The sequence below is a fragment of the Halobacteriovorax sp. RT-1-1 genome, from assembly GCF_047085455.1.
In the GTDB taxonomy this organism is placed as follows: domain Bacteria; phylum Bdellovibrionota; class Bacteriovoracia; order Bacteriovoracales; family Bacteriovoracaceae; genus Halobacteriovorax_A.
Window position 1 is genome coordinate 707,060 of record NZ_JBKIXZ010000002.1, and the last position, 10,880, is coordinate 717,939.

The 10,880-nt window shown below is 37.2% G+C and carries 14 protein-coding genes; 7 read left to right on the forward strand and 7 right to left on the reverse strand.

All coding sequences use genetic code 11. The annotated features are described in order from the left end of the window. Positions 1-9: 9 nt before the first annotated feature. Genes ACMAWV_RS13780 through ACMAWV_RS13790 form a run of 3 tightly spaced genes read right to left on the reverse strand, consistent with a single transcriptional unit; the run spans position 10 to position 2,971 of the window. Complete coding sequence (locus tag ACMAWV_RS13780; protein ID WP_412470168.1) at positions 10-525, reverse strand: hypothetical protein; 516 nt, start codon at positions 523-525, stop codon at positions 10-12. Continuing rightward, complete coding sequence (locus ACMAWV_RS13785; protein WP_103218179.1) at positions 525-1,889, reverse strand: di-heme oxidoredictase family protein; 1,365 nt, start codon at positions 1,887-1,889, stop codon at positions 525-527. Before ACMAWV_RS13785 ends, ACMAWV_RS13780 begins: the two co-directional genes overlap by 1 nt. Next, entirely contained in the window at positions 1,883-2,971 is a 1,089-nt protein-coding gene (locus tag ACMAWV_RS13790) for an imelysin family protein (RefSeq protein ID WP_103218178.1), read from the reverse strand. Before ACMAWV_RS13790 ends, ACMAWV_RS13785 begins: the two co-directional genes overlap by 7 nt. Before the next feature lie 136 nt (positions 2,972-3,107). Between ACMAWV_RS13790 and ACMAWV_RS13795 the strand changes: the two genes are divergently transcribed. The 5 genes from ACMAWV_RS13795 (at position 3,108) to ACMAWV_RS13815 (ending at position 6,578) form a co-directional block, all read left to right on the forward strand. Further along, on the forward strand, positions 3,108-4,262 hold the full coding sequence (locus ACMAWV_RS13795) for a hypothetical protein (protein ID WP_103218177.1): 1,155 nt from the start codon (positions 3,108-3,110) through the stop codon (positions 4,260-4,262). Positions 4,263-4,334: 72 nt separating this feature from the next. Next, positions 4,335-5,300, forward strand: a complete 966-nt coding sequence (locus ACMAWV_RS13800; RefSeq protein WP_103218176.1) for a deoxyhypusine synthase family protein — start codon at positions 4,335-4,337, stop codon at positions 5,298-5,300. Between the two features lie 25 nt (positions 5,301-5,325). Continuing rightward, the gene (locus ACMAWV_RS13805; RefSeq protein WP_412470167.1) at positions 5,326-5,682 is read left to right on the forward strand and encodes a hypothetical protein; all 357 of its coding nucleotides are present in this window, start codon (positions 5,326-5,328) and stop codon (positions 5,680-5,682) included. Then, positions 5,679-6,053, forward strand: coding sequence for a hypothetical protein (locus ACMAWV_RS13810; RefSeq protein ID WP_412463213.1), 375 nt, complete (start codon positions 5,679-5,681; stop codon positions 6,051-6,053). Before ACMAWV_RS13805 ends, ACMAWV_RS13810 begins: the two co-directional genes overlap by 4 nt. A gap of 18 nt (positions 6,054-6,071) precedes the next feature. Beyond that, on the forward strand, positions 6,072-6,578 hold the full coding sequence (locus ACMAWV_RS13815) for an SRPBCC family protein (RefSeq protein ID WP_412470166.1): 507 nt from the start codon (positions 6,072-6,074) through the stop codon (positions 6,576-6,578). Here ACMAWV_RS13815 and ACMAWV_RS13820 read toward each other — a convergent pair. Next, positions 6,570-7,307 (reverse strand): sulfite exporter TauE/SafE family protein, encoded by a 738-nt coding sequence (locus tag ACMAWV_RS13820; protein WP_103218172.1) that lies wholly within the window; start codon positions 7,305-7,307, stop codon positions 6,570-6,572. The genes ACMAWV_RS13815 and ACMAWV_RS13820 overlap by 9 nt on opposite strands. Positions 7,308-7,413: 106 nt before the next feature. On the opposite strand from ACMAWV_RS13820, the gene ACMAWV_RS13825 reads away from it, so the two are divergent. Continuing rightward, the gene (locus ACMAWV_RS13825) at positions 7,414-8,280 is read left to right on the forward strand and encodes an MBL fold metallo-hydrolase (RefSeq protein ID WP_103218171.1); all 867 of its coding nucleotides are present in this window, start codon (positions 7,414-7,416) and stop codon (positions 8,278-8,280) included. A 16-nt stretch (positions 8,281-8,296) separates the two neighbouring features. Here ACMAWV_RS13825 and ACMAWV_RS13830 read toward each other — a convergent pair whose 3' ends face one another. Then, entirely contained in the window at positions 8,297-9,355 is a 1,059-nt protein-coding gene (locus ACMAWV_RS13830) for a CNNM domain-containing protein (RefSeq protein WP_103218170.1), read from the reverse strand. Positions 9,356-9,538: 183 nt separating this feature from the next. On the opposite strand from ACMAWV_RS13830, the gene ACMAWV_RS13835 reads away from it, so the two are divergent. After that, positions 9,539-9,988, forward strand: a complete 450-nt coding sequence (locus tag ACMAWV_RS13835; protein ID WP_103218169.1) for a CBS domain-containing protein — start codon at positions 9,539-9,541, stop codon at positions 9,986-9,988. Between the two features lie 31 nt (positions 9,989-10,019). Here the strand turns inward: ACMAWV_RS13835 and ACMAWV_RS13840 are convergent, their stop codons facing one another. Further along, positions 10,020-10,379, reverse strand: coding sequence for a hypothetical protein (locus ACMAWV_RS13840; RefSeq protein WP_103218168.1), 360 nt, complete (start codon positions 10,377-10,379; stop codon positions 10,020-10,022). A 33-nt stretch (positions 10,380-10,412) separates the two neighbouring features. Continuing rightward, positions 10,413-10,799, reverse strand: coding sequence for a hypothetical protein (locus ACMAWV_RS13845; protein ID WP_392992642.1), 387 nt, complete (start codon positions 10,797-10,799; stop codon positions 10,413-10,415). Positions 10,800-10,880: the final 81 nt, after the last annotated feature.

A 10,880-nucleotide genomic window follows, 5' to 3' on the forward strand; every position in this document is an offset into this window, starting at 1 on the left:
CACCGATTATTAGTTAGCTCGTCTATCAAAAATTAGTCTAACACGCTCTCCGTCGCAGACTTCAGTTTTTTCATTCAGAATATCTACGGCTATATAGCGAATACCTCTTTTTGATGCTTCATAAGCTGATGATTGAAGCTTGCTCTTTAGTAGCTCTTCATTTGCAACACATTCACTTGCATCCCCATCTGACATTGATTTTGTATAATCAAGCTCTAATGTTCTTGTCTCTCTGGCACGATTAAAGAAGAGGCCGAAGTTACAAGTCTGACCTGATGTCGTTACCCAAGATGACTCAATTGAGAAAACATTTAGGTCACTATCTGCCGTTAAAAGATCAAAGTTAATTCCTGCATCTGAAAAAAGTTTTGGAGTCGTTGTATATTCAACTTTATAACGACTAATGAATGTTCCACAATCATAACCAGTACCTTTTACAAGGTAAGTAGTGCCTGTTGGTAGTGGCCATATTTGAGCAATGGCCGGACTCGATAGAAGTGTTACTAATAGAATTAGTTTCTTCATTACAAACTCCTAAGAAATTTAATGAGATCGTTACGATCTTTCTTTGTTAACTTTATAAAATTATTCTTTGCTTGCTTGGCCTCTCCACCATGCCAGAGTATGGCCTCTTGTAAATTACGTGCTCGTCCATCATGAAGATAGCGAGTATGACCATTGACTGTTTTTACAAGGCCAAGTCCCCAGAGTGGCGGAGTACGCCATTCTCTTGTCGTGGCCTTAGCTTCAAATTGATATGAACGAGTATCATCGGCCAATTCATCACCCATGTCGTGTAGTAGCATATCTGTATATGGGTAGATTTTTTGATTATTTAATACTTCAAATTTCGAATTTGTACCTGTTGTAAACTCAGGTCTGTGGCATGCTTGACAATTTATTTGATGAAAAACTTTTTTACCATTTAATACACTCGGACTATTGAAATCTCTTCTTACTGGGACTGAAATTAATTGCGTATAAAGTGTAACTTTATCTAAAAGTTCATTAGAGATATCTTGCTGTGTTTGTTTCTCTAGGCAGTCAATTTGGACAAGACTACACTCCTCAGTTGGAAAGAGGGAACTTGTTATACCGAGATCACCATTGAAAGCTGCAGCATTTTGTTCTAGCAGGTTTGGACGTGAAGCTTTCCAGCCAAAGCGTCCAAGAGTTTGTCTTTGTTCAACTATTGAAAAGACATAATTTGCACGGCCTGAAATACCGTCATTATCTAAGTCCTCGGGATCAGCTCCTGCAAGGATATCTTCTTCATTTATATTCTCAAGAAGTCCAAGTCCAATCATTTGTGGAGCGACTCTCGGTGAGACAATTGTGTTGTTGCCTAATTTTCCATAAGCTAGTTTTCTAAAGATGTAATTTGGTTTTTTTAGTTCATAGGCTTGGCCATCAGCAAATTTGCCCTTTATGGTTTCAAACTTAGCGAAGACTTCACCTTCGCCTTTAACACCTTCAATACTGTGAGGTTGAAATTGATCTCCATATTTTGAATGTGGAGTGGTTTCTCCATTAGCACCAATTTTTTTTAAGCGAAAGAGAAGAGAGATATCAGTTTTTCCGTCAACATCTGGAAGGCCTCGTCCACGTCCATCAAGTAGGTGGCATGCTGTACAAGATGTTGCATTAAAAATTGGACCAAGGCCATCTCTTAATGGAGTAGATGAAGGTGAGGTAACCCAAGCTCCTTTAAAAAAGCTATTACCTACTTGAAACTGACGCCTTAACATTCCACGTGTCCCACTCATAGGGTGTGAGAAAGCATTAACTGAGAGGTCCAGTGTAGTCCCGGCACCGGCCGGGAACTTATCACTGGAGTAAGTATTGAGACTAAATACGCACAAAAATGTAAGAAGGAGAGCTCTTACCATTGTACTGGCGTCTCAAGTTCTTCAGAAATTTCTACAAGCTCAATTGCAAGTTGTTCCATCTCTTCGATAGAAGCTAGGATTTCTGGTCTTGCATTCTCGTCAAGGATTGCTTGATCAAATGGTACAGGAAGACCAGCTAGCATTTTATTGATCTTTGCAACTCTGTTATCAATTGTAGTTGCAAGAACAGTGTTGTCTGTTAGTGCTAGGATTCCTGTTGCTTTAAGTACATTTGCAATACCCCAGAAATTCCACTGGATATCCATATGAGTCATATCTGAGAAACATGAGTGCTCATCTTCTTGGCCTTGAGTTTCCCAAGCTACGAACATTCTTTCACCTGAAAGCTCATCACCAGACATGAAGATCATTCCTGAAAGAATATTATTAAGAGATTCTTTTTGATCTTTTGCTACAAATTCAGCTCTATAGTTAGCTTTATTTGGTGCCCAAGCATCAACAAGTGTTTGAAGGTGATCTATTAAAAGATCTGTTGCTGTTGAAAGGTATACAGCTCGTCTTTGTGCGTTCTTTCCAAGACCGATTACATAGTCTGTATGAGGTCTGTCACCAGCACCATCAATAGATAGATCTTGTCCCCATAGTAGGAATTCAATTGCATGGTAACCAGTTGAAACATTCTTTTCACCGTTAAGCTCGTTAAGTGATGAAAGAAGTTCTTTATTAATTACTGGGTAATCAGCAATATTATTTACGATACCTGCATTAGGAGCACCTTCAACATAGTCGATATATGCTTCATCAAGTGGCCATGCATTTAGTAATCCTTCTGGTCCTTCATCGCTATCGATAGGGCCATTGTAGAATCTAAAAACTTCTGATTGGCCATATGGAGCTCTTGCTTGTCTCCAAGACTCTCTCGCCATCTCTAGAGTCATTACCCCAGGGTTAGAGATGAAGAATTCGACGTCTTCCTGAAGTACAATCGCCTTATCAAGAGACTCTGAGTAAGTTTTATAAACAAGATTTGAGTAAGCTTCAATTACTGACTGCGCAGTTGTTGCAGCAGTGGCATTCATACCTAAGCCTAATGAAATCAATAAGATAGATCTTTTTAACATATTATATCCTTTGTTAGTAAGATTGGTTGCTTGTTTGAACTATGGTTTGATACATCAAACTAAAGTTAATATCAACGATTAAGTTCATTTTTTATAGGAATAGACTTTATTTACTTAGGGTGATTTAATTTTTCCTATGTATTTCACTAGATTTCTCATACTTATACTTATTTCATTTAATGTATTCTCCTTACCAATTGGTCATGAAGCAGGATTTCTTGGAAATACAACTGCACGTCCTGGTGACATAGGCGCGGCCTTGGTATTTCCATCGGCCACGGCCTACCTCAAACACGATGAGATTAAAATTTATTTTGGCCTCATGTACGCTAGACAAGATATTGATGTAGAGGGAACAGCTGGTAGCGATTTTGAGAGTCAGTTCATTCCTTATTTCACAGGTTTTGCAGGGGACTTCTTTGGCATAACATTCACGAATTTTGTTACCTATAGTGGAACAAATAATGGAACGATCAATTTTAGTACGAATGAATTTAAAGGAAGTGCAGATATTCAGGCCGAAGAAACGGTGCTTGGAATTAGCGCAGCAAAGAAGCTAAATGATAAATTCGCCGTCGGTTTTTCTGGTAGTCTTGATATTCAGTCTTCAAAAACATTTGCTACTTTCTATGGGAATATTGCTGGTAGCGAATATCTTGAAACAGTAAATGATCGAACAAAGTATATTATTATTAATACTCTTTTAAGTGCATCTTATATCGAAAGGAAGCACTTTTTGAGTGCTTCGGTTCTCTTTCCTGGGATCAAATATTCTTCATCAAGTACTCAGGAGAGCTTTTCTCGTGTTGATGCAGATCCGGCCGTATTTAATAGAGTTGTAAGTAAACCGAGTTATAAGAGTAATACGGGATTAAATATTGGCTACAGTTACTTATCATCAGATAGTTGGTCGCCTTCATTTGAAATATTCTATGATATTTCTAAAGATATTATTTCTTTTGATCCGAACCAAGAGCAAAATCGAAATAACTTTTCAGATGATATATGGCTTAAATTTGGATTGAGTACTCCTGAATATACGATGTCTAAATTTTACAAAGGAACAACTTACTCATTTTTATTTGGCCTTCAATACCGTGAGATAGAGAATCGTGTTACGGAAGACTTACCGAGCAGTATCTCTCGAACGTATGAAGCTTCGCTTGGATTTAAGCTTTCCAATCGAAAAGCTAGCCCAATTTTTGGCCTTTACTACCAGAAACAAGACAGTACTTCTGATAATAGTGTGGTAGGGCTCATGTACTCTTCTAATTACAATATTTTTGACTAATTTATGTAGACTTGGATCTATATTGTGGTGTAATAAGTCTCGTTCTATTTAGGCTTTCTCTGGAGAATTATTATGAGCACAATGGCCCAATTTTTTAGCAACAACTATCGTCACTTTAATGCCGCTTCACTTGTTGATGCATCAAAGGCATATGTTGATCATTTAAAGAGTGGGAAGAAGATGATGATCACTCTTGCTGGTGCCATGAGTACGGCCGAACTTGGGGTTTCTCTTGCTGAAATGATCCGCCAAGATAAAGTCCAAATTATCTCTTGTACTGGTGCAAACCTTGAAGAAGATATCATGAACTTAATCGCATATAATCACTACAAGCGTATTCCAAACTATAGAGACCTAAGTCCTGAAGAGGAAGAAGAGCTACTTGCTCAAGGTTTCAACCGCGTAACAGATACATGTATTCCAGAAGAGACTGCATTTAGAAAGTTACAAAAATATCTTTTTGAAGAGTGGTCAAACGCTGCTAAAGCAGGGGAGAGACTTTTTCCTCACGAGTTCCTATATCGAATTCTTCGTCGTGAAGACTTTGCAAAAGAGTTTGAAACAGATGTTGCAAATTCTTGGGTTATGGCCGCTTGTGAAAAGAACCTTCCAATTATCGTTCCAGGTTGGGAAGATTCAACGACAGCAAATATTTTTGCTTCATACTGCTTAACAGGAGAGCTTGAGCCTTCTCTTGTTAAGAATGGTATCGAATATATGATGTTCCTTGCTAAGTGGTACCCTGAAAATTGTGGAGATGGCGGAATCGGCTTCTTCCAAATTGGAGGAGGGATCGCGGGAGACTTCCCAATTTGTGTTGTTCCAATGCTTAACCAAGATATGGAAGATGATGTTCCTCTATGGTCATACTTCTGCCAGATCTCTGATTCGACTACAAGTTATGGTTCGTACTCAGGTGCTGTTCCAAATGAAAAAATCACTTGGGGGAAACTATCTTCAAAGACTCCAAGGTTCATTATCGAATCTGATGCGACAATCGTTGCACCACTTGTTTTCCATTACGTATTGGAAAACTAAGATCATTGCTCTAAGATAGATGGGCATGAGAATACAATTTTTATACAAATTTGGGGCATTCTTTTTAGGATGCCTTTTTTGTTTCATCTTACATTCACAACTAGGCTGGTCTCCAGTCTTGGCCTCCGCTTCTGTAGGTTTGATTGCAGGTCTTATTCCAATGAGAATGACATTGCAAGCAGCGGTCTATAGTGGAAGCTTTGCAGGAATGTGCTCAAGTGAGTTAGTGACTAATTACTGGGAAATTCTTGGGATCTCTCTCATTGGTGCAATTTTATATTTTTATACTTTAAGAATCTTTCAAGGTTTTGGTGGAAAGCTTGGAACAATTGCCTTTGTTAGCGTTGCTTTATTCTTCTTTATCAAGGGGAGTATTATATGATAACCGCAATTGGAGTTTCTCTTATTGGAGCGCTTTCGACTTTTCATCTGTCTCGTCTAAAGACGTTTGGGGCCATTAGAGCTTCCGCTCTTTTAACAATAATTGCCTACGCAATTTTATATCTTACAGTTCCTAACTACGAAATGATGGCCGTGATATTCTTTGGTTCTACTTTTGTTGGAATGAGCTGTCCCACAAAAATGCATAATTATACTATTGTCATTGGTTCAGTTTTCTTTGCTCTTTTTTTTCAATACCTTGTTCCGCACCTTAAAGGTTATGGTGGAGCACTTGGAATAAGCGCATTCTTGAGCGTTTTAGTCATTCAATTGGTTTTGTATTTTGGACGTAAACTTGCCAGATTAAGTTAAGATTGCCATCATTTTTATATGAGACAACTTATTCTAATTATAGCAGCAACAATATCTACACTTTCTTATGCACTGGAGACAGTCCAAGTTACTGGCAGTATCGAAATCGATGCACCTATTGAAGAGGTGTTTGAATTTGTAGCGGATCCAATGAATGATCATCATTGGCGAAGTGAAGTTAATGATATGGCCACAAACTCAAGAACATTTGAAGTTGGTAGCATATTTAGAGAAGATGCTTGGATCGGAATTCGTAAAAACTTTATAACAACAACAGAGCTAATTAAATTGAATGCTCCTTATCAGGCATTATTTGAAACTGTTAGATCAAATCCATACTTTTTAAGAAGCAACCGCATGTTTAATGAAAGTGAAAACGGAACTCTTTTTACTTATGTGGTGGACTTTGACCGTCGTATGATTAAAGAGACCTTTGGCTTTAATGCAAAGCCAGAGGTCGTCGTTAAATTATATGGTGTTCTGATGAAGAAATATTTGAAGAAATTAAAAAAGAGACTAGAGTAGTGTTTCTCTAACTATCATAAAGATCCCCATTACAATTAAGAAGTAGCCAAAAATCTTTTTTAATTTATCTTGTGGAAGTTTATGAGTCAGTGCTGATCCAAGTTGTGATCCAACAATGGCAAGAGCTGTAAAGATTGCAATAAATTGGTAATCTAACTCAAGATTAGGAGAGTTGATAATATTTCCTACAAATCCAATGAGAGAGTTAATTGCAATAATTAGAAGAGAAGTTCCAATGGCCTTCTTCATTGGTACGTTAAAAAAGTTTACAAGTGCTGGAACAATTAAGAACCCACCTCCAACTCCAATGAGACCAGTGACAATACCGACAACACTCGCTGCCCCAAAAATTGTTAGATTTGATGATGATTTAACCTTGATATTCTTGCCATTTTTAAGCATTGAAACTGAGGCCAGTAGCATAATTCCTGCAAAGATATAAAGTTGAACTTGTCCACTAATGAAAGAAGCGAGATAGGTACCAAGATAAGTGGAAAGCATTGTCATAGCACCAAATTGAAAGGCAAGTTTAACCATAACATTACCATTCTTATGATGTCTTAGTGTCCCCATAAAGCCTGTTAGACCTACAATTGCTAAACTCATTGTAATTGCGATTTTAGGGTCAATTTTTACAATATAAACCAGAATTGGAACCACTAGAATTGAGCCCCCGCCGCCTAAAAGACCAAGAGTTGTTCCTGCAATAAGTGCTAATAGATATGCCATGTTAATTTCCTCCTGAAATCAGTATAGGGGATTAATTTTTCTTAAACCTTGATGGGGGTCAATGTATTTTCCCATAAATTTATTTACTCTATGATAGGAGGAAATTATGGATAATTTAAATATAAAAACATTCTTTGATGAGCAAACTTACACACTAACTTATGTTGTTTATGATGAAGTGACGAAGGATGCTGTGATTATCGATCCAGTTCTTGATTATGATCAGGCATCATCAACTATCACAACAGAGTCAGTTGAAAAGGTTGCTATCTTTGTTAAAGAAGCGGGACTTAAGCCTCACTATATTCTAGAAACTCACGCTCACGCGGATCACCTTACAGGAGCATTAAAGCTCAAGGATTTCTTTCCTGGTGTGAAAGTGGCAATAAACGAGAATATCAAGATTGTTCAAGAAGTATTTGGTGAACGATTTAATATTCTAAAAGAGATTAAACTTGAGGACTTCGATGCTTTCTTAAATGAAGAAGCGCCACTTGTTGCTGGAACTATTGAGATCAAAACGATTTTCACTCCTGGACATACTCCGGCATGTTCTTCATTTGTAATTGGAAATAATGTTTTTACGGGAGATGCTCTTTTTATGCCAGATTATGGTACAGGAAGATGTGACTTTCCTGGTGGGGACGCAAATGCTCTTTATGATTCAATTACAAATAAACTTTACACTCTACCAGACGAGACTAATGTCTATACTGGACACGACTATCAGCCAGGTGGAAGGGAGTTAAGGTATAAGAGTACAATCGGTGAGAATAAGAAAACGAATGTGCATCTTAAGGCCGAAACTAGTCGCGAAGAGTTTGTAAAATTTCGCACAAGTCGCGATAAGACGCTTGCTGCTCCAAAACTTCTGCTACCGAGTATACAAGTAAATATTCGTGGCGGGCATATGCCTGCACCTCAGGATAATGGTGTAAGATACCTTCAAATGCCACTAACATTTAAAGATTAAGGTTCATATGAGGGCACTATAAGTGCTCTCTTTTTTTTTCTTCTGCTAAAATCTCATCTTTTGCCTGACTCTGTAGATCTTCTACTTCATCAAATTCATCCATGATTTCAATCCCAAAGAAGGTCTCAACAATATCTTCAAGTGTGATTACCCCAAGTATTGTGCCGTAATCATCACTAACCATGGCGATATGTTCTTTTTCTCGAATGAAGCGTTTGAAGAGGTTTCGAAGAGGAGTCTGGCGATTAATAATAGCAATGGGCCTGATGATATCTAATTCATAAAGCTTTTTAGCGCTATTGTCTTCGATAATTGATTTGGCAATATCCTCTTTATGGATGTAGCCACTGATGTCGTTAACATTCTCACCATAACATGGGATACGTGTAACAGGTGCCTTTAGATCGTAAACAGATGAGATAGTGTCTTCAATATTAACCATGAAGACCTTGCGTGCGGGAGTCATAACTTCTTCAATCACTTTTCGTGAAGCGAGTAGGGACTCTTTTAAAAACTCACCTTCATCTTTGGCAAGGGCCTTCGTTTGCACACCTAGCTCAATCATTGATTCGACTTCTTCACGACTCATTTTATGCTCAGGATCAGTTTTTAACATCCTCATTAATGTCATTGAAATAAATAGAATCGGCTTAAGGATAAAGATTAGTGGCGGTAGAATCTTTAATAAAAATGGAGTTAAACTTTTCCAATAATGGTGTCCGAGAGACTTTGGAATAATTTCTGAAAGATAGAGAATGGCCAAAGTTAAGACAATAGAAACAGCGGAAAGATAATACTCTAGGTTTGCACCACTTATTCCCATATCTTTAAATATTTGAATCGACTCTGAACCTACACCTGCTGCACCAAGAGTATGGGCAAAAGTATTAAGTGTGAGGATTGCGGAGATGGCCTCATCTTTATTTGAGGCATACTTCTTTAATGCTGAGGCATAGCTGCGGTTCTGACGCTGAGACGCTAAGATGAAACTAGGGGTAATTGATAGCAGAACTGCTTCCATGATCGAGCATACAAAGGAGACGCCAATCGAGATGACTATATAAACAATTAGCATTTTTATACTTTAAATTGGCTTTAATTTTGTGTCAAATTAAGTAACGGCCAAAAATGATGCATAATGTATATTAATTTTTAGTACCTTATCGTTTTTCTCGGTTTTGGGCACTTGTTCATAATGATAGCTAAGGGGCCAAGTTTAAGTTAAAATAGTGAGGATTAATACAAAATTGAGGTTTATATGAAAGTAACTGAATTTATGACTAAAGATGTAACAACTTGTCGCGATACTCAAACTGTTGCAGATGCAGCAAAAGCAATGCTTGATCTAGGTGTGAGTGTTATGCCAATCTTAGATAGCGCTGACAAATTAGTTGGTATTGTAACTCAATCGGACTTCATCGGTAGAGAAGTAGAAATCCCACATGCTCTTGCTTCTATTAAGAGACTATTTGGAATGGACTATAATCTTGGTGACGTTGAAGATATTTATAAGAAAGCTAAGAATAAGCCTCTTTCAGAGATTATGACAAAGAATGTAACGACTGTTACTTCTGACTACTCTCTAACAGCTGTAGTAGAGCTTATGATGAAAAAACAACTTAAGAGAATTCCTGTTTGTGATGGGGATAAGCTAGTTGGTATTATTACTAGAAAAGATATTTTAAAAGCTTTCGAAAGCGTAAAATAATAAAAAAGGCCTCGTGTGAGGCCTTTCTATTTTATTGCATCTCTGCTGTCATTTCACATTCAACTGAATCTACATAGTACCAGTTAGCTTCTTTTGTATTGTGGTCATAACCATCAAATAGCCAAGACTCAACTGTAATTTCGTAGTGATCAAACATATTTTGATCGTATCTTTGCTTTCCTGTGAAAGTTGATACGAACTTGTAATCTACGATCCCTTGATCAACAACAACTTTTTCTTTCTTTGTTGCTACAAGAGTAAGGTCTTTCATTACGTTACACTCGTTGATGATTGCATCAACGATTTTGTCGTTGTGACGAGCTTCAAAAGTTGAGTTGATAATTGAAGCTGATGCCGAAAGTGTCATTAGTGCTACTAAAATAAATTTCATTTTTTTCTCCGTTGTTTATACGTGTATTAATAATTAAAGATTACAATTTCCTTTCACATCAGATAGTAATTGAATGGAAAGCTTCTCTTCGTAACGGCGCCAGTTACTATAATCAGCATCTTCAATTTCGATCTTGATGTCATTAAGGTTATTTCCAATATTATCTAAGTGTGTAAGCTCAATTTTGTAGTAGTAATCAGTAATACCCTGATCAACTTTATCTTTTGTAATTGCAATGTTTTTAATATTAAAGCGCTCTTGTGCTATTCCTAGAGAGCACTTCGTCAGTTCTTTTGAAAGATAATTTCTAATTTCTTTTTGAATCTCAAACTGTCCTGTTAGGATTACTTTTCCACGCTCAACACCGTTTCCAGCATAAGTTGTAAGGCAAATTAGTAGCAGAGCAATTAGCTTTCTCATTAATTATTATCTCCAAATTTTATTAATGAATGAGTTCTATAATTCCGATAATCCATTGAAAAGTATTCTATTAGGCGATAA

What these genes read in the sequence shown, in the direction of transcription:
- ACMAWV_RS13825 (WP_103218171.1), top strand. Translation starts at nt 7,414, where the DNA reads ATGGATAATTTAAATATAAAAACATTCTTTGATGAGCAAACTTACACA.
- ACMAWV_RS13840 (WP_103218168.1), bottom strand. Translation starts at nt 10,379, where the DNA reads ATGAAATTTATTTTAGTAGCACTAATGACACTTTCGGCATCAGCTTCA.
- ACMAWV_RS13795 (WP_103218177.1), top strand. Translation starts at nt 3,108, where the DNA reads ATGTATTTCACTAGATTTCTCATACTTATACTTATTTCATTTAATGTA.
- ACMAWV_RS13820 (WP_103218172.1), bottom strand. Translation starts at nt 7,307, where the DNA reads ATGGCATATCTATTAGCACTTATTGCAGGAACAACTCTTGGTCTTTTA.
- ACMAWV_RS13830 (WP_103218170.1), bottom strand. Translation starts at nt 9,355, where the DNA reads ATGCTAATTGTTTATATAGTCATCTCGATTGGCGTCTCCTTTGTATGC.
- ACMAWV_RS13845 (WP_392992642.1), bottom strand. Translation starts at nt 10,799, where the DNA reads ATGAGAAAGCTAATTGCTCTGCTACTAATTTGCCTTACAACTTATGCT.
- ACMAWV_RS13790 (WP_103218178.1), bottom strand. Translation starts at nt 2,971, where the DNA reads ATGTTAAAAAGATCTATCTTATTGATTTCATTAGGCTTAGGTATGAAT.
- ACMAWV_RS13780 (WP_412470168.1), bottom strand. Translation starts at nt 525, where the DNA reads ATGAAGAAACTAATTCTATTAGTAACACTTCTATCGAGTCCGGCCATT.
- ACMAWV_RS13810 (WP_412463213.1), top strand. Translation starts at nt 5,679, where the DNA reads ATGATAACCGCAATTGGAGTTTCTCTTATTGGAGCGCTTTCGACTTTT.
- ACMAWV_RS13815 (WP_412470166.1), top strand. Translation starts at nt 6,072, where the DNA reads ATGAGACAACTTATTCTAATTATAGCAGCAACAATATCTACACTTTCT.
- ACMAWV_RS13785 (WP_103218179.1), bottom strand. Translation starts at nt 1,889, where the DNA reads ATGGTAAGAGCTCTCCTTCTTACATTTTTGTGCGTATTTAGTCTCAAT.
- ACMAWV_RS13835 (WP_103218169.1), top strand. Translation starts at nt 9,539, where the DNA reads ATGAAAGTAACTGAATTTATGACTAAAGATGTAACAACTTGTCGCGAT.
- ACMAWV_RS13800 (WP_103218176.1), top strand. Translation starts at nt 4,335, where the DNA reads ATGAGCACAATGGCCCAATTTTTTAGCAACAACTATCGTCACTTTAAT.
- ACMAWV_RS13805 (WP_412470167.1), top strand. Translation starts at nt 5,326, where the DNA reads ATGAGAATACAATTTTTATACAAATTTGGGGCATTCTTTTTAGGATGC.